Annotated in this window: 23 protein-coding genes; 16 read left to right on the forward strand and 7 right to left on the reverse strand. The window is 63.8% G+C overall.

Annotated elements, in window-relative coordinates:
- Nucleotides 1-114 precede the first annotated feature (114 nt).
- Nucleotides 115-915, forward strand: a complete 801-nt coding sequence (locus AC04PT_RS00515; protein ID WP_482871522.1) for a glycosyl transferase — start codon at nt 115-117, stop codon at nt 913-915.
- Between the two features lie 203 nt (nt 916-1,118).
- On the opposite strand, the gene moaA is transcribed toward AC04PT_RS00515, so the two are convergent.
- Complete coding sequence (gene moaA, locus AC04PT_RS00520) at nt 1,119-2,126, reverse strand: GTP 3',8-cyclase MoaA (protein ID WP_482871524.1); 1,008 nt, start codon at nt 2,124-2,126, stop codon at nt 1,119-1,121.
- Between the two features lie 83 nt (nt 2,127-2,209).
- Between moaA and AC04PT_RS00525 the strand changes: the two genes are divergently transcribed.
- Entirely contained in the window at nt 2,210-2,707 is a 498-nt protein-coding gene (locus AC04PT_RS00525) for a hypothetical protein (RefSeq protein ID WP_482871525.1), read from the forward strand.
- Here the strand turns inward: AC04PT_RS00525 and AC04PT_RS00530 are convergent.
- Genes AC04PT_RS00530 through glmU form a run of 4 tightly spaced genes read right to left on the reverse strand, consistent with a single transcriptional unit; the run spans nt 2,688 to nt 7,104 of the window.
- The gene (locus AC04PT_RS00530; RefSeq protein WP_482871526.1) at nt 2,688-3,377 is read right to left on the reverse strand and encodes a DNA alkylation repair protein; all 690 of its coding nucleotides are present in this window, start codon (nt 3,375-3,377) and stop codon (nt 2,688-2,690) included. The two genes, AC04PT_RS00525 and AC04PT_RS00530, sit on opposite strands and share 20 nt — an antisense overlap.
- The gene (locus AC04PT_RS00535) at nt 3,374-3,925 is read right to left on the reverse strand and encodes a pyridoxamine 5'-phosphate oxidase family protein (protein WP_482871527.1); all 552 of its coding nucleotides are present in this window, start codon (nt 3,923-3,925) and stop codon (nt 3,374-3,376) included. Before AC04PT_RS00535 ends, AC04PT_RS00530 begins: the two co-directional genes overlap by 4 nt.
- Nucleotides 3,926-5,749: a glutamine--fructose-6-phosphate transaminase (isomerizing) gene (gene glmS, locus AC04PT_RS00540; RefSeq protein WP_482871528.1), complete on the reverse strand. Its 1,824-nt coding sequence runs from the start codon at nt 5,747-5,749 to the stop codon at nt 3,926-3,928.
- Nucleotides 5,749-7,104, reverse strand: coding sequence for a bifunctional UDP-N-acetylglucosamine diphosphorylase/glucosamine-1-phosphate N-acetyltransferase GlmU (glmU, locus tag AC04PT_RS00545; RefSeq protein WP_482871529.1), 1,356 nt, complete (start codon nt 7,102-7,104; stop codon nt 5,749-5,751). Before glmU ends, glmS begins: the two co-directional genes overlap by 1 nt.
- 109 nt (nt 7,105-7,213) lie before the next feature.
- Between glmU and AC04PT_RS00550 the strand changes: the two genes are divergently transcribed.
- On the forward strand, nt 7,214-7,891 hold the full coding sequence (locus AC04PT_RS00550) for an HAD-IA family hydrolase (protein ID WP_482871530.1): 678 nt from the start codon (nt 7,214-7,216) through the stop codon (nt 7,889-7,891).
- A gap of 15 nt (nt 7,892-7,906) precedes the next feature.
- On the opposite strand, the gene AC04PT_RS00555 is transcribed toward AC04PT_RS00550, so the two are convergent.
- Together AC04PT_RS00555 and AC04PT_RS00560 are read right to left on the reverse strand one after the other, a co-directional pair.
- Nucleotides 7,907-8,386: a CreA family protein gene (locus AC04PT_RS00555; RefSeq protein ID WP_482871531.1), complete on the reverse strand. Its 480-nt coding sequence runs from the start codon at nt 8,384-8,386 to the stop codon at nt 7,907-7,909.
- Nucleotides 8,387-8,435: 49 nt separating this feature from the next.
- The gene (locus AC04PT_RS00560; protein WP_482871532.1) at nt 8,436-8,909 is read right to left on the reverse strand and encodes a pyridoxamine 5'-phosphate oxidase family protein; all 474 of its coding nucleotides are present in this window, start codon (nt 8,907-8,909) and stop codon (nt 8,436-8,438) included.
- 277 nt (nt 8,910-9,186) lie between these two features.
- Between AC04PT_RS00560 and AC04PT_RS00565 the strand changes: the two genes are divergently transcribed.
- The 13 genes from AC04PT_RS00565 to AC04PT_RS00625 all read left to right on the forward strand — a co-directional run bounded on the left by AC04PT_RS00565 (nt 9,187) and on the right by AC04PT_RS00625 (nt 21,823).
- Nucleotides 9,187-9,837: a DUF1236 domain-containing protein gene (locus tag AC04PT_RS00565; RefSeq protein WP_482871533.1), complete on the forward strand. Its 651-nt coding sequence runs from the start codon at nt 9,187-9,189 to the stop codon at nt 9,835-9,837.
- Nucleotides 9,838-9,987: 150 nt separating this feature from the next.
- On the forward strand, nt 9,988-11,151 hold the full coding sequence (locus tag AC04PT_RS00570) for an isovaleryl-CoA dehydrogenase (protein WP_482871534.1): 1,164 nt from the start codon (nt 9,988-9,990) through the stop codon (nt 11,149-11,151).
- Nucleotides 11,152-11,236: 85 nt separating this feature from the next.
- Nucleotides 11,237-11,635, forward strand: a complete 399-nt coding sequence (locus tag AC04PT_RS00575) for a DUF1622 domain-containing protein (RefSeq protein ID WP_482871535.1) — start codon at nt 11,237-11,239, stop codon at nt 11,633-11,635.
- A gap of 42 nt (nt 11,636-11,677) precedes the next feature.
- The gene (locus AC04PT_RS00580; protein ID WP_482871536.1) at nt 11,678-12,409 is read left to right on the forward strand and encodes a flavodoxin family protein; all 732 of its coding nucleotides are present in this window, start codon (nt 11,678-11,680) and stop codon (nt 12,407-12,409) included.
- The gene (locus tag AC04PT_RS00585; protein WP_482871537.1) at nt 12,409-13,938 is read left to right on the forward strand and encodes an AMP-binding protein; all 1,530 of its coding nucleotides are present in this window, start codon (nt 12,409-12,411) and stop codon (nt 13,936-13,938) included. Before AC04PT_RS00580 ends, AC04PT_RS00585 begins: the two co-directional genes overlap by 1 nt.
- 25 nt (nt 13,939-13,963) lie before the next feature.
- Nucleotides 13,964-14,521, forward strand: coding sequence for a hypothetical protein (locus AC04PT_RS00590; protein ID WP_482871538.1), 558 nt, complete (start codon nt 13,964-13,966; stop codon nt 14,519-14,521).
- A 54-nt stretch (nt 14,522-14,575) separates the two neighbouring features.
- Nucleotides 14,576-16,177: a carboxyl transferase domain-containing protein gene (locus tag AC04PT_RS00595; RefSeq protein WP_482871540.1), complete on the forward strand. Its 1,602-nt coding sequence runs from the start codon at nt 14,576-14,578 to the stop codon at nt 16,175-16,177.
- A 77-nt stretch (nt 16,178-16,254) separates the two neighbouring features.
- Complete coding sequence (locus AC04PT_RS00600) at nt 16,255-18,189, forward strand: acetyl/propionyl/methylcrotonyl-CoA carboxylase subunit alpha (RefSeq protein WP_482871541.1); 1,935 nt, start codon at nt 16,255-16,257, stop codon at nt 18,187-18,189.
- A complete protein-coding gene (locus AC04PT_RS00605) occupies nt 18,186-18,836 on the forward strand; it encodes a glutathione S-transferase family protein (RefSeq protein WP_482871542.1) in 651 nt (216 codons plus the stop codon). The genes AC04PT_RS00600 and AC04PT_RS00605 overlap by 4 nt, the downstream gene beginning before the upstream one ends.
- 2 nt (nt 18,837-18,838) lie before the next feature.
- Nucleotides 18,839-19,693, forward strand: coding sequence for a hydroxymethylglutaryl-CoA lyase (locus AC04PT_RS00610; RefSeq protein WP_482871543.1), 855 nt, complete (start codon nt 18,839-18,841; stop codon nt 19,691-19,693).
- Nucleotides 19,694-19,764: 71 nt separating this feature from the next.
- Nucleotides 19,765-20,544 carry a crotonase/enoyl-CoA hydratase family protein gene (locus AC04PT_RS00615; RefSeq protein ID WP_482871544.1) on the forward strand — a complete coding sequence of 260 codons (780 nt, stop codon included), beginning with the start codon at nt 19,765-19,767 and terminating at the stop codon, nt 20,542-20,544.
- Between the two features lie 308 nt (nt 20,545-20,852).
- Complete coding sequence (locus AC04PT_RS00620; RefSeq protein WP_482871545.1) at nt 20,853-21,218, forward strand: NADH-quinone oxidoreductase subunit A; 366 nt, start codon at nt 20,853-20,855, stop codon at nt 21,216-21,218.
- Nucleotides 21,209-21,823: a NuoB/complex I 20 kDa subunit family protein gene (locus tag AC04PT_RS00625; RefSeq protein ID WP_482871547.1), complete on the forward strand. Its 615-nt coding sequence runs from the start codon at nt 21,209-21,211 to the stop codon at nt 21,821-21,823. Before AC04PT_RS00620 ends, AC04PT_RS00625 begins: the two co-directional genes overlap by 10 nt.
- The last annotated feature ends 4 nt before the right edge of the window (nt 21,824-21,827 follow it).

The following is a 21,827-nucleotide window of genomic DNA, read 5'->3' on the forward strand; positions in this document are numbered from 1 at the left end:
AAATTTTCTGCACGCGCACAATTGTGTTGCCTGTGCAGAAATGTCACGCAGTTGGGTGGTGTGGCAATTTCATCCGGGGTATGCGGTGAATGGACAGCCGCGAAGGAGCCGGGCATGGCCGATCACGCCAACATCATGTGCATCAAGTGGGGCACCCTGTTCGGCCCGGAATACGTCAACCGTCTGTATTCCGGGGTACGTCGCAACATCGCGGCGCCTGTGCGGTTTCTGTGCATGACCGAGGACAGCGACGGGCTGCATCCCGATATCGAAGTGCTTGATTTGCCGGTGGAACCCTTTGCCGAGCCAATGAAGGCGGCTTTGGCTGTGGCCAACAGACAGGGCGCGATGCGCAAGGTCTCGCTGTTTCGGCCCGGGCTGGTGCCTGATCTTGAGGGGCCGGTGCTGGGCTTCGACCTCGACGTGGTGATCACCGGCGACCTGACGCCGATCTGGCAGATGTCGCCGGGCAAAATTGCCATGCGCCACGACTGGACGGAAGCGCGCAAGGGCCGGCCAACGGGGCACGGCTCGGTCTTTCGCTTCGATCCGGAGGTACATGGTTTCCTCTACGAGGATCTGGCTGCGAACCCCTACGAAGAGGTCGAGACCGCGCGCGGCTCCGAACAGCGCTATACCTCGCACAAGGCGATGGATAACGGTGTATTCGACTATATCCCCGGCGACTGGGTGGTGAGCTACAAGTACGATTGCAACCCGTTCCCGCGCAACTACGTCGCCGCGCCGCGCCTGCCCAAGGACGCACGGGTGGTGTGCTTTCATGGCCGCCCGAAGATGCCCGATGCCGTGGAGGGCTACACCGGCTCGCTCATTCGCTATTCGAAGCCCTGTGCCTGGCTCAAGGACCATTGGATCCACCGGTCGCGTGCCGACCTCGGGGCCGCCTGGGCCTGAGGGTATCGCTGAAAGGTCCAATGGCGGCGCACCGGAATTGCGCGCAGTTTCGTGCTTCTTCAGATATTCGCAGGGTGACGTACCGCAGTGCTGCCCAAGAGCGGCAGAGCGGCCCTCTGAAGGGGATTTGTCCAGCTAAACAAGCAAGATGAGCGCCGCTGATCTTCATCTCGCCCGAAAATTCCGGCGGTGAGGCTGAAAGTTCAACCGCCGGTGTGGCTCATGTGACGCGAGACCTGCCCATCGGCGCGTTGACGCGAATAGTCGAAGTCGTGGCCTTTGGGCTTTCGGGCGATGGCGCTGCGGATCGCCTCTTCCAGAGGCGCATTGTCGCCCGGGTGGTTGCGCAGGGCGGCGCGCAGGTCGGCGTTGTCCTCCTGTCCGAGGCACATGAAAAGCTCGCCGGTGCAGGTCAGGCGCACACGGTTGCAGCTTTCGCAGAAATTGTGGGTGAGGGGGGTGATCAGCCCGATTTTCTGCCCGGTCTCCTCGATCCGCATGTAGCGGGCCGGGCCGCCAGTGCGCTCGGGCAGGTCGGTCAGGGTGTAGCGCTGTGCCAGCTGGCCGCGCAGATCGTCGAGCGACCAGTACTGGCCGACGCGGTCCTCATTGCCGAGGTCGCCCATCGGCATGACCTCAATAAAGGTGAGGTCCATGCCGCGCTGCGCGCACCAGTCGGTGAGGGTGAAGAGTTCGTCCTCGTTGAAGCCGTGCAGGGCGACGGTGTTGATCTTGACCCTGAGCCCGGCCTTCTGCGCCGCGTCGATGCCGCGCAGCACCTGCGGCAGGCGGCCCCAGCGGGTGACGCGGGCGAACTTGTCCTCGTCGAGCGTGTCCAGCGAGACGTTCACGCGCCGAACGCCCGCGGCGTAGAGTTGGTCCGCGAAGCGCTCCAGCTGGCTACCATTGGTGGTCAGGGTCAGTTCCTTCAGCGCGCCGCTGTCGAGGTGGCGGGTCATGGCTTGGAAGAAGGTCATGATGTCGCGACGCACCAGAGGTTCGCCGCCGGTGATGCGCAGCTTCTCGACGCCGAGGCCGATGAAGGTCGAGCACATGCGATCCAGCTCTTCCAGCGTCAGGAGTTCCTTTTTCGGAAGAAACGTCATGTTCTCGGCCATGCAATAGACGCAGCGGAAATCGCAGCGGTCGGTGACCGAGACGCGCAGGTAGGAGATCGGGCGCAGGAAGGGGTCGATGAGTTGCGGGGTCATATCTCATACCTAAGCGGCGGGGAGTTGCTGAACAAGGGTAATGTGACGTTGACGAAGGCGACCAATGGCGTACCTTGCAAGCCATGAGACAGCGGATAGTACTGGGCGCCGCGGCGCTTTCACTGCTTGCCGGCTGCGGTCAGATGGCCGGGCTTGGCGGGATCATGGAATCTCGGGAGCGGGCGGCACCGGTGCCGGCCGAGCCGATTGGAAACGTGCCAGCACCGGAAGTTGCGCTGCCGCCGCCAGAGGCAGTCACGGTCGAGGAATTCGATACCACCACGGAAGAAGACCGGGTTGCAGCCGCGGCAGCGCCCGATCCTGCGGGCGAGATGCTGCTGGGCACCACCATTGCCACGCTTGGCGATCCGGCGAAGCCGGGTTTCTGGCTCGAGACGCCGCTGGTCGATGCGCGCGCGACCGGCCGGGTCGAGTTTGCGCAGACCGGGCAATCGGCCCAGGTGGACCTGATCCCGATCGACGGTCCGGCCTCTGCCGGCAGCCGGATTTCGCTGGCGGCCATGCGATTGATCGGCGCGCCGCTGACAGGGCTGCCCGAGCTCAGGGTGTATCGGAACTGAGGTACTTGCCAGCTTCGCGGCGGGCAAAGGATTTCATCCGCTCCGCGTGACGGACGAGGAAATCGCGCGTCATGTCAGGCGCGTGTTTCGACAGGTCGCGGAGCCACCAAGCCACCGCCTTCTGCATGAACCAGTCCGGATCATCGAGATAGCCTTCGGCCCATCCGAGGATGCGATCCCGTGTCACGATATCTTCGGGTTTCGGGCGACGGATCTTGGTCCAAGGTAAGGTCATCACCAGCGCCGCACGCCTTGTCCACATTTGATCGGACCGGATCCAGCTTTCAACCTCGTCCAAGCGCGACGGATCGGCCATCAGCCGTTTCTGTCCAGCGATGCTGGCATGATCGGCGATGGCCCAGGCGTCGAACTCCGGCACCCACGAGGTGATCAGCCGCCAGGCCGCCTCGTCCGGGCGGAGACGGGCTTGGGTGAGGAGCTTGGCAGCGGCAATGCGGGCCTCGTGAATGTTGGTTTGCCAGAGGCCGTCGGCCAGTGCGACACGTTCGTCGACCGTCAACTGCTGCCGCCACGCCTGTGTCAGATCGTTGATGACCGGATTGGCAACGCCGAGGTAGCTGCGCGCGACCTTGTGATAGGCAGCCATGTCGATAGCGCGGGCCTCGTCGGCGTGGCTGTGCAGCCCGGACAGGGCTTCCTCAGGTGTCATTCGAGGTTCGCTTCCACGCCGGTGGGCAATCCGTCGATGGTTTTGCGATTGCGGGTGTCCCAGTACTTGCGGATACCTTCGCGTCCCTTGTCCTCGGTCCACTTTTCAAGCGTCTCGCGAGGGCCAGCGTGATCGAAGAAGGGGATCGAATAGCCGCAGGAGGTCTGCACCAGATCGATGCTCAGGTCATAGAACTGGCGCGCGCCGAGCCGCTCTCCGAACCGGGCTTCAAGGTCCGCCCAGTCCCGATGGTTGCGTTGGATCATGCGGGCCGTGCCATAGGTGCGCAGGATTTGCGGACGCTTGGTGAAGGAGCACCACATCAAGGTCATGCGCGGATCCTGCGCGAGGTGGCCCGCAGTCTCGTTGCCCGAACCGGTCATGTTGAGCCAGACGATGCGGTTCGGGCCAAGCACACGCAGGCTGTCCATGCCCTTGGGCGAGACATTCACCCGCCCCTGCGGCGCGGCGGTGCCGGTGAAGAAGATGTGCTGATCTTCGATGAAGGCTCGGTGCGCTTCGGTGAGGGCGTCGAACTGCTTGCCCATCTATTCGACCGTGACCGACTTTGCGAGGTTGCGCGGCTGGTCGACATCCGTGCCCTTCGCAATGGCGGTGTGGTAGGCCAGAAGCTGTGCCGGGATGGCATAGAGGATGGGCGTCAGGATCTCGGACACGGCGGGCAGCGCCAGACTGTGCCAAACGTCCTCGCCGCTTTCCTTTACGCCCCTCGCATCGCTGATCAGGACGACCTTGCCTTCGCGGGCCACGACCTCCTGCATGTTCGACACCGACTTGTCGTAAAGCGAGTCGCGTGGCGCCATGACCACCACAGGTACGGTGTTGTCGATCAGCGCGATCGGGCCATGCTTCAGCTCTCCGGAGGCGTAAGCCTCGGCGTGGATGTAGCTGATTTCCTTGAGTTTGAGGGCGCCTTCGAGCGCCAGAGGGTACATCAGACCCCGCCCAAGGAACAGCACGTCGCGCGCCTTGGACAGGTCGTGCGAAATTTCCTTGAGCGTGTCGCTCAGCGTCAGCGCGTCGTTGATCTGGCCCGGCAGGGCCCGCAGCAGCGCCAGCTTGTCCTGAAGCGCCTCATCGCCGATCTCGCCACGGTCATGGGCAGCCTTCAGGGCCAGCAGCAACAGCACGGTCAGCTGACAGGTGAAGGCCTTTGTCGAAGCGACGCCGATCTCGACACCCGCGTGGATTGGCAGGGCGGTGTCGCTTTCACGGGCGATGGAGCTTTCGGGGACGTTGACCACCGACAGAACGTGCTCGGCCTTGTCGCGGACATAGCGTAGCGCGGCGAGGGTGTCGGCAGTCTCGCCCGACTGGCTGACGAACAGAGCGGTGGTGCTGGGGCCGATTGGCGGCTCGCGATAGCGGAACTCCGAGGCGATATCGACCTCGACGGGAATGCGGGCGATGCGCTCGAACCAGTATTTCGCGGTCAGGCAGGCATAGAAGGCGGTGCCGCACGCAACCATGGTCATGCGCTCGACCTTGGCGAAATCCGGCACACCCTCGGGCCAGACCAGCCCGGTGCCGGCCTCGTTCAGGTATTCCGTGATGGCGTTCTGGATCACCGCAGGCTGCTCGGCGATTTCCTTGGCCATGTAGTGTTTGTAGCCGGCTTTGTCGACGTTCGCATCGGCCAGCGAGACTGTCTTCATCGCCCGGTTGGCAAGGTTGCCGTTTGCATCCCGGATCTCGAGGCTGGTGCGGGTGATGACGGCGCGGTCGCCTTCGTCGAGATAGGTGATCCTGTCGGTCAAAGGGGCCAGCGCGATGGCGTCGGAACCCACGTACATCTCACCCTCGCCATGGCCGACAGCCAGCGGAGATCCCTTGCGGGCGGCGACCATCAGGTCTTCTTCGCCGTCGAACAGGAAGGCCAGGGCGAACGCGCCCTCTAGCCGGTCAAGCGTGGCATACGACGCCTCCACCGGCGCCATGCCTTTGCGCATGTGGTGATGGGTCAGCAGGGCGACGGTCTCGGTGTCGGTCTCCGTCTCGGTGAAATAGCCGAGCTCGTTCAGCTCTTCGCGAAGCGCACGGTAGTTTTCGATGATGCCGTTGTGCACCACTGCGACGCTGCCTGTGCGATGAGGGTGCGCATTGGTTTCCGAAGGCGCCCCATGCGTCGCCCAACGGGTGTGGCCAATGCCCGACCGGCCGCGCAGGGGCTCGTGGACCAGCCTGTCGGACAGGTTCACCAGCTTGCCCACCGCGCGGCGGCGGTCAAGCTGGCCTTCATGAACGGTAGCAATTCCGGCGCTGTCATACCCACGGTATTCCAGCCGTCTCAGAGCGTCGACAAGGATTGGCGCGGCCTCGTGCCCGCCAAGATACCCTACAATACCGCACATTATGACTTGCTCCCGGCCTGCTTGACCTTCTTGGACTTTAACATTTCCAACAATTTTCGCGCGAGGCCGGGTTTGTTGACCTGATCGGCCCGGCCCAAAGCGAGGGCACCATCGGGGACGTCCTTTGTGACCACTGTGCCCGATCCGGTCATCGCCTCGTCGCCCACCTTCACCGGTGCGACCAACATTGTGTTGGAGCCGATGAATGCGCGCTTGCCGATCTCGGTCCGGTGCTTGAAGACACCGTCGTAATTGCAGGTGATGGTGCCGGCCCCGACGTTGGTCTTTTCGCCGATATGGGCATCGCCGATGTAGGTCAGGTGATTGACCTTGGCGCCTTCGTCAAGCACCGCGTTCTTGACCTCGACGAAGTTGCCGACGCGGACATCCTCACCCAGTTCGGCGCCCGGACGGAGGCGGGCGTAGGGTCCGACGACGGCGCCGCGGCTGACATGGCAGCCTTCGAGGTGTGAAAAGGCGCGGATATGCGCGCCATTCTCGATCGTGACACCGGGACCGAAGACGACATTGGGCTCGATCTCGGTGTCGGGGCCGATATGGGTGTCGAGCGAGACATAGACCGTCTCGGGCGCGTGCAGCGTCACACCACTTTCCAACAGCTGCGTGCGGGCGCCGGCCTGAAAGGCCGCCTCGGCTGCGGCAAGGTCCGCGCGGGAATTGACGCCCATGGTCTCGGCCTCAGCGCAGGCAACGGCGGTGGCGGACAGGCCCGCGTCGCGGGCCAGCGCCACAATGTCGGTCAGGTAGTATTCGCCCGAGGCATTGTCGTTGCCGACCTTGTCCAGCAAGGCAAAAAGCGTCTCGGCGCGGGCGGCCACAACGCCCGAATTGCAGAAGTCTATGGCCCGCTCGCGGATTGACGCGTCCTTGAACTCGACGATCTTGTGCAGGTCTTCGCCGTCCATCACCAACCGGCCGTACTTGCCCGGATCGGCGGCTTTGAAGCCCAGCACGACCACGTCATGGTGCTGACGCGCTTCCGCCATGGCCTGAAGCGTCTCGGGGCGGATGAACGGGGTGTCCCCGTAAAGAACGATTACGTCGCCTGAGAAACCGGCCAAGGCGTCACGCGCCTGCAAGACCGCATGACCTGTACCCAATTGCGTGGTCTGCTCGACGCATGTCGCGGTTTCGTCGATCTCTTTTGCGGCGGCTTCCACGGCGGCACCGCCATGACCGGTGACGATGACCGTCCGCTCGGGTTCGAACGCCGCGCCGGAGGCCATGGCATGCGCCAGCAGTGGCGCTCCGGCGACCTTGTGCAGCACCTTCGGCAGATCGGACTGCATCCGTGTACCTTTGCCGGCGGCGAGGATGACGAGGGCGGTGCTCATAACGGTTTCTCTTTGTAATTGCCTCGGGCCCGTTTTATCCGCTGACACGGGGGCCGCAAGGTCGCGGACCTCACAATCAATGACTGTATATGTCAGGAGCCTGGAATCCATGCGCACGGTGATCTTTGACCTCGACGGCACGCTGGCCGACACCAGCGGTGATCTGATCAACGCGGCGAATGCCTGTTTCCGGGCGATGGGGGCCGGCGATGTTCTGGACAAGGCAACCGACGGCGGCGTGGCGGTGCGCGGCGGGCGGGCGATGTTGAGCCTCGGCATGGCGAGGCTGGGGCGCGCGGATGATCATGAGGCGGTGAACGTCTGGTATCCGAAGCTGCTTGAGGAGTACGAGGCAAGTCTCGATGCCGAAACGGTACTGTATCCCGGCGTGGATGCGATGCTGACGGCGCTCACAAGGTCTGGATTCCGGCTGGGCGTCTGCACCAACAAGCCGGAAGCGCTGGCGCACAAGCTTCTTATAGCGCTCGGTATCCGCGATGAATTTCAGTCGCTGATCGGCGCCGACACCCTGCCTGAACGCAAACCGCACCCGATGCCCTATATCGCTTCGGTCGAACGGGCAGGCGGCGCACTGGCGAATTCGATCCTGATCGGCGACAGCGTGACTGACCGCGACACCGCGCGGGCCGCGGACGTGCCTTGCGTGCTCGTCACCTTCGGCCCGTCTGGCGACGACATGGCCGCATTGGAGCCGGAGGTGTTGCTGGAGCACTTCGACGATCTGCCCGACGTGGCGGAGCGTTTGCTGGGAACCGGCGCGCAGTAAGAGTGCGCGGTTCGGTCAGTCGGTCACCGTCGCGCCAGAGTTATACAGCGGCACCGTCGACATCGAGACCTTGGCGGACCCGTCCGTCAGCTCGCGTGCATGTGCCACGTAGATCAGGGTTTGGTTGGCTTCGTCGAAAATGCGCTTCACGCGCAGCGACTTCAGGATGATCGAGCGCGATGTGCGGAAAACATCCTCGCCCTCCTCGTCGCGTTCGATGTTGCCGATGCGGATCGGGCCGGTCTGTCGGCATGCAATCGATGCGTTCGAGGGATCCTCGAACCAGTTGCCCTTGGAAAGCCGGTCTATCAGGCCTCGCTCGAAATAGGCCAGGTGGCAGGTAACGCCTTCAACCTCGGGGTCGGCGACCGCCTCGATGATGATATCGTTGCCAACCCAGTCCACGTCGATTTCACCCACTTGCTGGGCCGAAAGCGGCATGGCCAGGCTCGGCACCAGCAGCACTGCTGCGAGACGGCGAAGAAAAACGTGCATGGTATGTCCTTGTGATAATGTGCGCGGCCTTCAATCGGCGCACCGGGTGTCAGGTGAAACGTACGGTACCATGTGTCCCCATGTCGGGGGTGTCGTCCGAGACGTTGGCCTTGGCGACCTCGTATAGGAACGAGGCGGCCCCGTCGGTCGCCCAGACCTCGGCAGTCTCCGGCGTAAAGCTGACGAGCCGTATGTCATCGTCCTTCCGGCCGTCTTCAAACCAAGCGGCGGCGACGGCGTTCCACAGTTCGTCAAGCTTCGCGGGGTCGTTCACCAACTGCGCACGCCCACTGATGTCCGCATAGATATGCGCCTTCGGGTCGGCCACGATGAACTCTGCGGTGCTGCCCGTTTCGGCGGCCTTGGCCACGTCAGTGCCATCGGCCGTGATGAACCAAATCGCACCATCGTCGCGACGGGCGTACGGCGACATTGGCAGGGCGCGTCCGCCCGCCAGACGAAACATTCCGGCGCGAACGTCGTCCATCCGATCCCAGAAGGCATCTTGCAGGGTCTGTGTCATATCATGTCCTTTGAGTGTCTGTCGAAATCGCAACGCGGGCAGACCGGCGGAGTTCCGTCGTGCTGCCAAGGCACCCGTGCAAAAGGTTCCATCACACTTCGTGGCATGAGCGAACTTCGGCTTCCAACTGTGCTGATTTAGGCGTCTTTTCGCTAGTGGGCAGATTCAGGATCGGCTGTCAAAATTGCGCGGAACAGAAACCCCCTGAACGTGATTGTCCCCTCGAACGCGACGCATCCCTGCGCCGCGTCCAAACAGAAAGTGAAGGAGGACAATCATGTTCTTTCGTAACGCAATTCTAAGCACCTCGCTTGTGGCACTCACCGCAGGTCCTGCTCTGGCCGCAACCACGGCAACCGCTACCACCGACCTGAACCTGCGCGCAGGCCCCGGGCCCCAGTATGAGATCATCGGCGTGATCGATGGCGACGCTTCAGCCGACGTGGAAGGCTGCATCGACGCCAGCAACTGGTGCAAAGTCATGTACGATGGCCAGGAAGGCTGGGCCTATGGCGAGTACCTGACCGCATCGCTGAATGACACCATGGCGCCCGTGGTCTCGGAAGAGATCGTCGTGGAAAGCGTGACCTACGACAACTCCAACGACGGCGAAGCCTTCGTCAGCGCCGGCACCGTTGGCGCCGTCGCAGGCGCTCTGATCGCCGGTCCCGTTGGCGCCGCCGTTGGTGGTATGGCTGCTGGCACCGCCGGTGCGTTGGCACAACCCGATGAAGAGGTCGTGACCTACGTCCGCACCAACACGCTTGAGCCGATCTATCTGGAAGGTGAAGTGGTGACCGGTGCGATCCTGCCCGAGACCGTGGAACTGGCTGAGATCCCCGAGTCCGAATACCGCTACGTCTACGTCAACGGCCAACCGGTCCTCGTGGAACCGGAGGACCGCACCATCGTTTACGTCGTTCGCTAAACGACTGAAAATCACACCCCCACACACTCACGAACCAGCAGGCGGCCTTCCGGGGCCGCCTGTTTTCGTGTTGGCTTGACAGGCCGGATGCTGCCGCGTTAAATGAACGAGTGTTCAATAAATGAGCCCGGGAATCGGGGGGAGCCGTCAATGTACACAGCCGTGATGAATTTCGATCTGGGCGAAGACGTCAACGCACTGCGCGAGATGGTGCACCGCTGGGCGCAGGACCGCGTGAAACCCATGGCGGCCGAGATCGACGCGAAGAACGAATTTCCCAACGAGCTCTGGCAGGAAATGGGCGAACTGGGCCTATTGGGCGTGACCGTGCCCGAGGAATTCGGCGGCGCCGGTATGGGGTATCTAGCGCATGTCATAGCGGTCGAGGAAATCGCCCGCGCCTCGGCCTCTGTCTCGCTCTCCTACGGTGCGCATTCCAATCTCTGCGTCAACCAGATCAAGCTGAACGGCTCTGACGAACAGAAGCAGAAGTACCTGCCGCGGCTGGTATCGGGCCAACATGTCGGTGCGTTGGCAATGTCGGAGGCCGGCGCCGGGTCCGACGTGGTGTCGATGAAATTGCGCGCCGAAAAGCGCAATGATCACTATCGCCTGAACGGCAACAAGTTCTGGATCACCAATGGTCCGGACGCCGACACGCTGGTGGTCTATGCCAAGACCGACCCCGAGGCCGGGTCCAAGGGTATAACCGCCTTTCTAATCGAAAAGGAGATGAAGGGTTTTTCCACCTCGCAGCACTTCGACAAACTGGGGATGCGCGGATCGAACACGGCCGAGTTGGTGTTCGAGGACGTGGAAGTGCCCTTCGACAACGTGCTGGGCGAAGAGGGCAAGGGCGTACGGGTCCTGATGTCGGGGCTGGATTACGAACGCGTGGTACTGGCGGGTATCGGCACCGGCATCATGGCGGCCTGCCTCGACGAAATCATGCCTTACATGGCCGAGCGCAAGCAATTTGGCCAGCCGATCGGGAACTTCCAGCTGATGCAGGGCAAGCTGGCGGACATGTACACCAAGATGAACTCGGCCCGGGCCTATGTCTATGAGGTCGCCAAAGCCTGCGACCGGGGTGAGGTCACCCGTCAGGACGCTGCCGCCTGCTGCCTCTATGCCAGCGAAGAGGCGATGGTGGTGGCGCATCAGGCGGTACAGGCCATGGGCGGCGCGGGCTTCATGAATGAAACCCCGGTGGCCCGCATTTTCCGCGATGCCAAGCTGATGGAGATCGGGGCCGGCACCTCCGAGATCCGCCGAATGCTGATCGGGCGCGAGATGATGGCGCGGATGGGCTGAAGGGACCGGCAGGAACCAGCCATCGGCGCAGGCGGTTGGCCCGGGAGGGGCGGCACCGCCATCAGCGTCACAGGAAAGGGTAGTCATGGGCAGTCTTGTTGAAATGGAACTCGAGGGCGGCATTCTGCACGGCCAGTTTCACTGGCTGGTGGAACTGCTGGAGTGGGCCGCCGCCATCGTCGACATCTTCGCCGTGCTGCTGATCCTGCTGGGCGCCGTGCGCTTCATCCTGGGCGTCGGTAAGGCAGAAATTTTCCGCAGCGGCTCCGAGCGTGTCAACAAGACCAACCGCGAGCGTATCGAGCTGGGCCGCTACATCTTGGCCTCGCTGGAACTGTTCATCGTGTCCGACATCATCCACACCGCGCTGAGCCTCGCTTTCTCGGACCTGCTGTTCCTGGGGCTGCTTGTCGTCATCCGGTCGATCACCTCGTTCTTCCTGGACCGCGAACTGGAGCAGTTGAAGAAGGATCTGGGAGAGTAGGGCACCCATGCTAGGGTTGGCCCGAACCGGGAGGGTTTATACATGACAGACACGGATCAGCGCTTCGCGGGCCTGCGTGCGCTCTATATCAACACCTCGCTCAAGAAAGACGGCGCCAAAAGCCACACCCGTCTTCTGATGGGTGCCTCGGCGGATATCATGGAAAAGAACGGCGTGGCGGTAGAGCATGTGCATCTGCTCGATCACGTGGTGCCGCCGGGGGTGTTTCCCGATATGACGGAACACGGCTGGGACCGCGACGACTGGCCTGACCTGTGGAAGAAGGTTCAGGCGGCACAGATCCTGGTGGTTGGGACGCCATTGTGGTTAGGCGAAGAAAGCTCGGTTTGCCGGGTGTTGATCGAACGGCTCTACGGCATGTCGGGCGAGCTAAACGACAAGGGCCAGTCGGTGTTCTACGGCAAGGTCGGCGGCAGCGTGATCACTGGCAATGAAGACGGGATCAAGCATGTGGCGATGACGCTGGGCTTCGCGTTGTCGCACTTGGGCTACACCATCCCGCCGCAGGCCGATTGCGGCTGGATCGGCGAGGCCGGGCCGGGGCCGTCCTATGGCGATGAGCAGGACGATGGCCCGCCGGCGGGCTTCGACAATGATTTCACCCGCCGCAACACCACGATCATGACGTGGAACCTGATGCACGCGGCAAAGATGCTGCGCGATGCCGGCGGCTACCCAAATGAGGGCAATGACCGCAAGGCTTTCGAGGCCGGCTGCCGTTTTGACTACGAAAACCCGGATTACCGTGCCTGATGCTGACGCCCGCCTCATCATACGACGCATTGCGTGACGGTTTTCGCTGGAACCTGCCGGAGCGGCTAAACCTTGCTGCGCAGGCATTATCGCAGCGGGATGAGGCCGTGGCGATCATCGACCTCTCGGCTGGGCGGCGTGACGTGACGTATGGCGAATTGCGAGCGATGGTTGACCGCGTGGCAGCCTTCCTTGCTGGTCGCGTGTCGCCCGGGGACCGCGTGGGAATTTTGCTGGGACAGGACCCGTGGTGCGCGGCCTCACATCTGGCGTGCTGGAAAATCGGCGCGATCTCGGTGCCCTTGTTCAAGCTATTCAAGCATGACGCTCTGGCCAGCCGGATTGGCGATGCTGGGTCGGCGGTGGTGCTGACCGATACGGAGGGCGCCCAATTGCTGGGTGATCTGGCAGAGCCGGTTCTGGTGGCTGACCTGCCGGCGGCGGGCCCGGTCGGCATGGCCGAGACCGGACCGGAGACGCCGGCGGTGCTGATTTATACCTCTGGGACGACGGGCAAACCCAAGGGCGCTTTGCATGGGCATCGGGTTTTGACCGGGCACCTGCCGGGGGTGGAGATGAGCCATGATTTCCTGGGTCAATCCGGGGATTGTCTGTGGACTCCGGCCGACTGGGCCTGGATTGGCGGGCTCTTCGACGTGCTTATGCCCGGACTGGCGCTGGGCGTGCCGGTAGTGGCTTGCCGGATGCAGAAGTTCACGGCGGATGAGTGCATGAGGATCTGCCACGAAGGCTCGGTCCGGAACGTGTTTTTTCCGCCCACGGCGCTGCGGATGCTGAAAGCGGCGGATGTCACGTTGCCGGGGCTGCGCAGCGTGGCCTCGGGTGGTGAGCCGCTGGGTGCCGAAATGCTCGATTGGGGGCGCCGCGCCTTCGGGCTGACGATCAACGAATTCTATGGCCAGACCGAGTGCAACATGGTGGCCAGTTCCTGCGCGAGCCTTTTCGAACCGAAGCCAGGGGCCATCGGCAGGGCTGCGCCGGGGTCCGACGTCGCGGTCATCGACGAGCGCGGCGCACCATGCGAGGGCGAGGGGGATATCTCGGTGCGCCGGGGTGCTGCCTCGATGATGCTGGGCTACTGGCAGAAGCCCAGGGAAACGGCCGACAAGTTTCGCGGTGACTGGATGCTGACAGGAGACCGGGGCGTGATCGAAGGCGGCTACATCCGCTTTGTGGGGCGCGAGGACGATGTGATCTCGTCTGGCGGCTACCGGATCGGACCGGCGGAAATAGAGGATTGCCTGCTGACCCATCCCGGTGTCGCGACGTGCGGTGTGGTGGGAAAACCCGATCCAATCCGGCACGAAATTGTAAAGGCTTATGTGGTGCCGAAGCCCGGCGTTGACGTCTCCGAAAAGGACCTTCAGGCATGGGTGAAGGATCGACTGGCAAGCTACTCATATCCAAGGGAAATCGCCTTCGTTGACAAATTGCCCATGACCGTGACAGGCAAGGTCATCCGCAAGGCATTGAAGGCCCGTGCCGCGGCTGAGGTGTGCAATGCGTAGTGGCTGGGTCTTGTCAGCCGTGCTCATGGGCAGCGCGCTTACGGCGCAGGAGGCTGACCTGCCCACATTCCAGACCTGCATGGATATCGAGGTCGACCGCTTCGAATGGCGGCTGAAGGTGCACCGCGAACGTGACCTCGACGCTCCCGACTTCCAGCTCTGGAATGTGCTGGGCGTCGAATACTGCGGCAATATCGGGATCACGCTTTGCGATCGCTCTGGGGCGCCGATCGCCTGTCAGCAGGCCCTGACCCGACAGCAGGCAGCGCTGCACCAGCAGGTTCTGACGCACTTGCCCGACCCGGAGACAGTTGACGGCGAGGCGGACAGCTTTCCGATCCGTCTCTACGTGCAGACCCATGACCTCGCCCATGGAATTTCGGCCGGTCCGGACTGCGCCGGCGCGGACGATCCGATCAAGACGTGGTGCGAGGCGCGCGAGGCGAGCAACGGGCTTCAGAACGCGGTACTGGCCTGGCAGGTGGCACGGTATCTGGGCGTGGCAGAGCCGGCGGTGGCGGCGGGATGGGCGCGACAGGCGCCGTCGATGCGACCGAGGTCCAGGCCGGACGAAAAGGACTAGGGCGGCAAGCGCCGCAGGAATTGAAGGCGGCAGGGACCGCCGGGGAGAGACAGGATGAAGTTGAAATCGAGTTTCGTGGCCGGCTCGGACGAGGCCCGGACCAATCGAGAAGGCCATCTCGAGGCCCTGCGCGTGGTGCGCGAGGCGGCCGAACTGGCAGCAGCGGGCGGCGGCGAAAAGGCGCGAAAGCGGCACATGGATCGCGGCAAGATGTTGCCCCGTGAACGCGTGGCGAACTTGCTGGATGCCGGGTCGCCGTTCCTTGAGGTCGGCGCGACAGCAGCGCACGGCATGTACGACGGCGCAGCGCCCGCCGCGGGGGCGATTGCCGGGATCGGTCTGGTTTCGGGCCGACAGGTCATGGTGGTGTGCAACGACGCCACGGTGAAGGGCGGCACCTACTATCCGATGACGGTCAAGAAGCACCTGCGCGCACAGGAAATTGCCGAGGAGAACCGGCTGCCCTGCATCTACCTTGTGGATTCAGGTGGGGCCAACCTGCCCAATCAGGACGAGGTGTTCCCCGACCGCGATCATTTCGGACGGATCTTCTACAACCAGGCGCGGATGTCGGCCAAGGGGATCGCGCAGATCGCGGTGGTGATGGGGTCCTGCACGGCCGGCGGCGCCTACGTGCCGGCGATGTCGGACGTGACAATTATCGTCCGCGAGCAGGGAACCATCTTCCTGGCCGGGCCGCCGCTGGTGAAGGCGGCAACCGGTGAGGAGGTGAGCGCCGAGGACCTGGGCGGCGGCGACGTGCACACCCGGCTGTCGGGCGTGGCGGATTATCTGGCGGAGGACGATACCCATGCGCTGGCGCTGGCCCGGCGGGCGGTGTCCTCGCTGGGCAACGGTTGCGGAGCACCCATCCTGCAGGGCGGCGAGGACCCGGCTTATGATCCCGAGGAGATCCTCGGCGTGGTGCCAGCGGACCTGCGCACGCCCTACGACATCCGCGAGGTGATCGCGCGGCTTGTGGACGGGTCGCGCTTTGACGAATTCAAGCCGCGCTTCGGCGAAACCCTTGTCACCGGGTTTGCCGAAGTGAAGGGCGTGCATGTCGGCGTCGTGGCCAACAACGGCGTGCTGTTTTCCGAGGCCGCGCAGAAAGGCGCGCATTTCGTCGAGCTGTGCTCTCAGCGGAAGATCCCGCTGGTCTTCCTGCAGAACATCACTGGCTTCATGGTCGGGCGGAAATACGAGAACGAAGGCATCGCCCGGCACGGGGCCAAGATGGTGACGGCGGTGGCTACGACTTCGGTGCCAAAGGTGACCATGCTGGTAGGCGGCTCGTTCGGTGCCGGCAACTATGGCATGTCAGGGCGGGCCTATCAGCCGCGTTTCCTCTGGACCTGGCCCAACAGCCGGATTTCGGTGATGGGGGGCGCGCAGGCCGCGGGTGTGCTGGCGACCGTGAAGCGCGATTCCATCGAGCGCGGCGGCGGAAGCTGGAGTGCCGACGAGGAAGAGGCCTTCAAGCGACCGACACTGGAGATGTTCGAGGAGCAGTCGCATCCGCTTTATGCCTCGGCCCGGCTTTGGGACGACGGCATCGTGGATCCCCGGAAGTCGCGGGACGTGCTGGCGCTGAGCCTCTCGGCAGCCCTGAATGCGCCGATCGAAGAGACGCGCTTTGGCGTGTTCCGGATGTAATCAAGGGGGCTCTGCCCCCAAACCCCTGAGGGGCTTTCTTCGAAAAGAAGAGGCCGGGGGCATGGGAGAGAAGACTGATGTTTGACACGATCCTGATTGCCAACCGGGGCGAGATCGCCTGTCGGGTAATGCGGACGGCGCAAGGGCTGGGGGTGCGCTGCGTGGCGGTCTATTCCGAGGCCGATTCCGGGGCGGCCCATGTCGAGATGGCCGATGAGGCATATTGCATCGGCCCGGCGGCAGTGGCCGAGAGCTACCTCAAGGGCGGCAAGATCATTGAGGTGGCGCAGGCAGCAGGTGCCCAGGCGATCCACCCCGGCTATGGCTTCCTGTCGGAAAACCCCGATTTCGTCGAAGCGGTCGAGGCGGCCGGGCTGGTGTTCATCGGCCCTTCTGCGCAGGCGATCCGGGCAATGGGGCTGAAGGACGCCGCCAAGGCGCTGATGGAAGAGGCCGGGGTGCCGGTGGTGCCGGGCTATCACGGCGCCTCCCAGGAGGGCCTCAAGGAGCGCGCGGCGGAGATCGGCTATCCCGTCCTGATCAAGGCGGTTGCCGGCGGCGGCGGCAAGGGGATGCGGCTGGTCGAGGATGAGGGCGCTTTCGACCGGGCGTTGGACTCGGCCAAGGCAGAGGCACGGACGGCCTTTGGCAACGACGCCGTCCTGATCGAGAAATTCGTCTCCATGCCGCGTCATATCGAGTTGCAGGTCTTTGGCGACGGCGAGAGGGCCGTGCACCTGTTCGAAAGGGACTGTTCGCTGCAACGGCGGCACCAGAAGGTGATCGAGGAGGCCCCGGCACCGGGCATGACCGAGGAGGTCCGTCGCGCCATGGGCGAGGCTGCGGTGCGCGCGGCCGAGGCGATCGGCTACAAGGGCGCAGGTACGGTGGAGTTCATCGTCGACGGCTCGGACGGGCTGCGCACGGATGGCTTCTGGTTCATGGAGATGAACACGCGCCTTCAGGTCGAGCATCCGGTGACCGAGGCGATCACCGGCGTCGACCTCGTGGAATGGCAACTCCGGGTCGCGGCCGGCGAGGCGCTGGAGACCACGCAGGAGGAACTCACGATCGACGGGCATGCCTTCGAGGCGCGCCTTTACGCAGAGGATGTGCCGGCAGGATTCCTGCCTGCGACCGGGGTGCTGACGCATGTGCATTTCCCCGAAGGCGCGCGGGCCGACACCGGGGTGCGCTCGGGCGACGAAATTTCGCCGTGGTACGATCCGATGATTGCTAAGTTAATCACCCGCGGGCCGACGCGTGAGATCGCCCTGAAGCGGTTGCGGCAGGCGCTTGCGCGCACCGAAGTGGCAGGGTCGGTGACGAACCTTGCATTTCTGGGTGCCTTGGCGGCGGACGAGGCCTTCGGACGCGGCGAGGTGGACACCGGGCTGATCGCGCGCAACATCGATCGGCTGGCGGCGGCACTCGGCGAAAACCGACGGGCCTTGGCTCAGGCGGCGCTGGTGGCGGCGGATCTTTGGGAGGATCGCGGTTGGCAGACCGGCTTCAGCCTGTGGCAACCCTTGTCCCGAACGCTCGTACTCGACGAGGGCGAGGAGCGTCACACCGTGCGTCTGCGGGTCATCGGTCCAGGGGCGTGCGCGGTCGAGGCCGATGGTGAGGTTGTCGAGTGCCGGCGCGGGGCCGGCGGCTGGACACTGGACGGCAAGGGCGCTTGGCCCGTCGCCGTCGCGGATGACGTTGTGACGGTGTTCGCGGACTACGGGCGGGCCTATCGGGTGATCCGGGCGCTGGACCGGGCAGCAGAGGCTGGCTCGGATGCCTCGGTGATCGAAGCGCCGATGCCTGGGTTGGTGCAGAAGGTCGAGGTCGAGGCCGGGCAGGCGGTCAGCGCCGGCGAGCGGCTGGCGGTGCTGGAAGCGATGAAGATGGAGCATTCGCTGACGGCGCCGCGCGACGGCGTGGTGGCCGAGGTTCTTGTCACCGCCGGTTCGCAGGTGACCGCAGGCGCGGCTCTGGTACGGTTGGAAGAGGCCGAGGCATGATCCGCCTGCACCATGTGCCGCTGGGCCGCTCGCTGCGGGTGATGTGGCTGCTGGAAGAGCTGGGTCTGGACTATGAGGTCTCGTACTACTCGATCCGCGACGGCTCGATGAGGACACCGGAGTTTTATGCGCTGTCGCCGGCCGGGCGGGTGCCGGCGCTTGAATATGACGGTGAGGTGCTTTTCGAAAGCGGTGCGATCCTGCAAGTGCTCTGCGAGCGCCACGGCGCCTTGCAGCCCGAGCCCGGAACTGCAGAGCGGGCACGGTATCTCGAGATGCTGGCGTATTCCGAAACGGTGGGGTGCCTGGTTGAGAACCTGAACCTCAACCGGGTGTTCCTGCGTGATCCGAAAGATGCCTCGCCCGTCGTCATCAAGCTGTTGACGGCGCGGCTGCGGGCGGCTCTGCGAGCGATGGACGCGCGGATGGAGGGCGACTACCTGCTGCCGTCGGGCTTCTCGGCGGCGGACATCATGTTTGCCTACGGGTTCGAGTTGGCGCGCTTCTACGTGCACTTCGATGAATTCCCAACCCTGAACGCCTATTGGACCCGACTGAAGGCAAGGGACGGTTACCAGCGGGCCAAGGCGCGGGATGGAAAGCAGGACCTCTATTCGCAGGACTTCTATCCTTTGCCGGAGGTTTGAGCATGGGTGACTACGTCGAGATATTCGAGGTCGGGCCGCGCGACGGCCTGCAGAACGAAATGCGCCTGATTCCCACCGCCGAGAAGATCGCCCTAGTCGATTGCCTCAGCCGGGCGGGGTTCCGCCGCATCGAATGTGCCAGCTTCGTCAGCCCGAAATGGGTGCCGCAAATGGCGGACTCGGGCGACGTGTTGGCCGGCATCCGTCGTGCCGAGGGCGTGTCCTATGCGGCGCTGACGCCGAACATGCGCGGGCTGGAAGGTGCCTTGGCGGCGCAGGCCGACGAGGTGGCGATCTTCGGGTCGGCGTCGGAAGGGTTCTCGAAGGCCAACATCAACGCCTCGGTGGCCGAGAGCCTGGAACGCTTCGCTCCGGTGGCCCAGACGGCAAGGGCAAAGGGCTTGCCGGTGCGCGGCTATGTCTCCTGCGTGGTGGAATGCCCCTATGACGGTCCGACCGATCCGGGGCAGGTGGCTCGGGTGGTGGCGGCCCTGCGCGACATGGGCTGCTACGAGGTTTCGCTGGGCGACACCATCGGGCGGGCGACGCCCGAAGGGATCGCGGCCATGTTGGACGCGGTGCTGAAGGAGTTGTCCGCAGACAAGCTGGCCGGCCACTATCACGACACCGGCGGGCTGGCGCTCGAGAATATCGAGGTATCGCTGGACAGGGGCCTGCGGGTGTTCGACGCCGCGGTGGGCGGCCTTGGCGGTTGTCCCTATGCGCCCGGCGCGGCCGGCAACGTGGCGACCGAGAGGGTGGCAGAACGGGTCGCGGCTCTGGGCTACGAGACCGGGCTGGACCTTGGGGTGATCGCCGAAGCGGCGGAGATGGCGCGCGCGATGCGGGCCGGGTGAGGAAAAATCTCCAGAAGATTTTTTGAAAACTCCCTTCAAAGGTATTTTGTGCGGAAGGAAAGGGACGCGAGATGTATCAGACCCTGAGAATCGAAACCGACGACCGCGGCGTGGCGACGCTCTGGCTGGCACGGAGCGAAAAGCACAATGCCATGTCGGCCGAGATGCTGGCCGAGTTGGTCGACGCCTGCAAGGCGCTGGGCGAGGATGACGCGGTCCGCGTGCTGGTCTTGGCCGCCGAAGGCAAGAGCTTCTGCGCTGGCGGGGATCTCGCCTGGATGCGGGCGCAGTTCGAGATGGACAGCGACACGCGGCGGCGCGAGAGCGCCAAGCTGGCGGCAATGCTGAATGCCTTGGATACGCTGCCGAAGCCGCTGATCGGGCGGGTGCAGGGCAACAGTTTCGGCGGCGGCATGGGGCTGATCTCGGTTTGTGACACCGTCGTGGCCGTCGAGGGCGCCAAGTTCGGCTTCACCGAGACCCGGCTGGGGCTGATTCCGGCCAACATCGGGCCATTCGTGCTGCGCCGCATGGGGCCGGGCATAGCGCGGCGGGTGTTCATGTCGGCCCGGATCTTCGACACCCGCGAGGCCGTGCAACTCGGTCTTGTGGCGCGCACTGTTACCGCTGAGGCGCTCGACGCTGCGATAGAGGCAGAAGTGGCACCCTATCTCGCGTGCGCCCCCGGGGCGGTCGCCGAGGCGAAAGCACTGATCCGTGCCTTGGGCGGTGGGGTGAGCCAGGACGAGATGGACCTCGCCACCGATGCTTTGGCGGCACGTTGGGATAGCGAGGAAGCGCAGGAAGGTATCACCGCCTTTTTCGACAAGCGCAAACCGGCTTGGGCCTGACAATAGGCAAAGCTGCGGGTGGCCGTCATGGTGGTCTGAGGCCAGCGCAGCCTTTGTTGATGTGAGCGCAAACAAGGCGCTTGCGGGCTCACTCGGATGCGGTCCAGCCGGATCATCAGAGAATTTTTACTAAACGCCCCGTACGCTTTTAAAATCGTTAATTTTTCAACGCCTGGCACCACGTATTCAAAGTTCAAAATGTTCCCCCCCTCCATTGACCCCCCTGCGGCGCAGGGATAAACCCGGTCCAAGCCAAGCGAGCCATTATAGCGCGCGTTTCAGCCGTGTGCCGGAAAGGAGCCTACCCCGTGGAAGAGATGCTCAGGGAATACCTTCCCATCCTGGTCTTTCTCGCCGTCGCCATCGGACTTGGTATTGTCCTCATCCTCGCCGCCGTCATCCTCGCCGTCCGCAACCCGGACCCCGAGAAGGTGTCGGCTTACGAGTGCGGGTTCAACGCTTTCGATGACGCCCGGATGAAGTTCGATGTCAGGTTCTATCTGGTGTCCATCCTTTTCATCATCTTCGACCTCGAGATCGCCTTCCTGTTCCCCTGGGCCGTGAGCTTCCGGGATGTCAGCATGGTGGGTTTCTGGTCTATGATGGTGTTTTTGACTGTGCTGGCCCTTGGCTTTGCCTACGAGTGGAAGAAAGGGGCGATGGAATGGCAGTAGAGGATACCCGGACCCCGGCTCCTGACGTCAGCGAAACCCAGGGTGTGGGCTTTCAGTCGGACCGCGTGAAATCCGGCCCTTCGGCGCAGGCCGCACTGGAGCCTTCGGGCTTTCCGGCCGGGACCGAGGCGCTCAACGCCGAGCTGCAGGACAAGGGCTTCCTTCTGACCTCGACCGAAGACATCATCAACTGGGCGCGCACCGGCAGCCTGCATTGGATGACCTTCGGCCTGGCGTGCTGCGCGGTCGAGATGATGCACACCTCGATGCCGCGCTACGATGCCGAGCGCTTCGGGATTGCGCCGCGCGCCAGCCCGCGGCAGTCGGACGTGATGATCGTCGCCGGCACGTTGACCAACAAGATGGCGCCGGCGCTGCGCAAGGTCTACGACCAGATGCCCGAGCCGCGTTACGTGATCTCCATGGGTTCCTGCGCCAACGGTGGCGGTTATTACCACTACAGCTATTCCGTGGTGCGCGGCTGCGACCGGATCGTGCCGGTCGACATCTACGTGCCCGGCTGCCCGCCGACGGCCGAGGCGCTGCTTTACGGGCTGATGCAGCTGCAACGCAAGATCCGCCGCACCGGCACGATTACCAGGTAAGGGG

The organism is Litorisediminivivens sp. KMU-197 (assembly GCF_056858395.1).

What these genes read in the sequence shown, in the direction of transcription:
- AC04PT_RS00515 (WP_482871522.1), top strand. Translation starts at nt 115, where the DNA reads ATGGCCGATCACGCCAACATCATGTGCATCAAGTGGGGCACCCTGTTC.
- moaA (WP_482871524.1), bottom strand. Translation starts at nt 2,126, where the DNA reads ATGACCCCGCAACTCATCGACCCCTTCCTGCGCCCGATCTCCTACCTG.
- AC04PT_RS00525 (WP_482871525.1), top strand. Translation starts at nt 2,210, where the DNA reads ATGAGACAGCGGATAGTACTGGGCGCCGCGGCGCTTTCACTGCTTGCC.
- AC04PT_RS00530 (WP_482871526.1), bottom strand. Translation starts at nt 3,377, where the DNA reads ATGACACCTGAGGAAGCCCTGTCCGGGCTGCACAGCCACGCCGACGAG.
- AC04PT_RS00535 (WP_482871527.1), bottom strand. Translation starts at nt 3,925, where the DNA reads ATGGGCAAGCAGTTCGACGCCCTCACCGAAGCGCACCGAGCCTTCATC.
- glmS (WP_482871528.1), bottom strand. Translation starts at nt 5,749, where the DNA reads ATGTGCGGTATTGTAGGGTATCTTGGCGGGCACGAGGCCGCGCCAATC.
- glmU (WP_482871529.1), bottom strand. Translation starts at nt 7,104, where the DNA reads ATGAGCACCGCCCTCGTCATCCTCGCCGCCGGCAAAGGTACACGGATG.
- AC04PT_RS00550 (WP_482871530.1), top strand. Translation starts at nt 7,214, where the DNA reads ATGCGCACGGTGATCTTTGACCTCGACGGCACGCTGGCCGACACCAGC.
- AC04PT_RS00555 (WP_482871531.1), bottom strand. Translation starts at nt 8,386, where the DNA reads ATGCACGTTTTTCTTCGCCGTCTCGCAGCAGTGCTGCTGGTGCCGAGC.
- AC04PT_RS00560 (WP_482871532.1), bottom strand. Translation starts at nt 8,909, where the DNA reads ATGACACAGACCCTGCAAGATGCCTTCTGGGATCGGATGGACGACGTT.
- AC04PT_RS00565 (WP_482871533.1), top strand. Translation starts at nt 9,187, where the DNA reads ATGTTCTTTCGTAACGCAATTCTAAGCACCTCGCTTGTGGCACTCACC.
- AC04PT_RS00570 (WP_482871534.1), top strand. Translation starts at nt 9,988, where the DNA reads ATGTACACAGCCGTGATGAATTTCGATCTGGGCGAAGACGTCAACGCA.
- AC04PT_RS00575 (WP_482871535.1), top strand. Translation starts at nt 11,237, where the DNA reads ATGGGCAGTCTTGTTGAAATGGAACTCGAGGGCGGCATTCTGCACGGC.
- AC04PT_RS00580 (WP_482871536.1), top strand. Translation starts at nt 11,678, where the DNA reads ATGACAGACACGGATCAGCGCTTCGCGGGCCTGCGTGCGCTCTATATC.
- AC04PT_RS00585 (WP_482871537.1), top strand. Translation starts at nt 12,409, where the DNA reads ATGCTGACGCCCGCCTCATCATACGACGCATTGCGTGACGGTTTTCGC.
- AC04PT_RS00590 (WP_482871538.1), top strand. Translation starts at nt 13,964, where the DNA reads ATGGGCAGCGCGCTTACGGCGCAGGAGGCTGACCTGCCCACATTCCAG.
- AC04PT_RS00595 (WP_482871540.1), top strand. Translation starts at nt 14,576, where the DNA reads ATGAAGTTGAAATCGAGTTTCGTGGCCGGCTCGGACGAGGCCCGGACC.
- AC04PT_RS00600 (WP_482871541.1), top strand. Translation starts at nt 16,255, where the DNA reads ATGTTTGACACGATCCTGATTGCCAACCGGGGCGAGATCGCCTGTCGG.
- AC04PT_RS00605 (WP_482871542.1), top strand. Translation starts at nt 18,186, where the DNA reads ATGATCCGCCTGCACCATGTGCCGCTGGGCCGCTCGCTGCGGGTGATG.
- AC04PT_RS00610 (WP_482871543.1), top strand. Translation starts at nt 18,839, where the DNA reads ATGGGTGACTACGTCGAGATATTCGAGGTCGGGCCGCGCGACGGCCTG.
- AC04PT_RS00615 (WP_482871544.1), top strand. Translation starts at nt 19,765, where the DNA reads ATGTATCAGACCCTGAGAATCGAAACCGACGACCGCGGCGTGGCGACG.
- AC04PT_RS00625 (WP_482871547.1), top strand. Translation starts at nt 21,209, where the DNA reads ATGGCAGTAGAGGATACCCGGACCCCGGCTCCTGACGTCAGCGAAACC.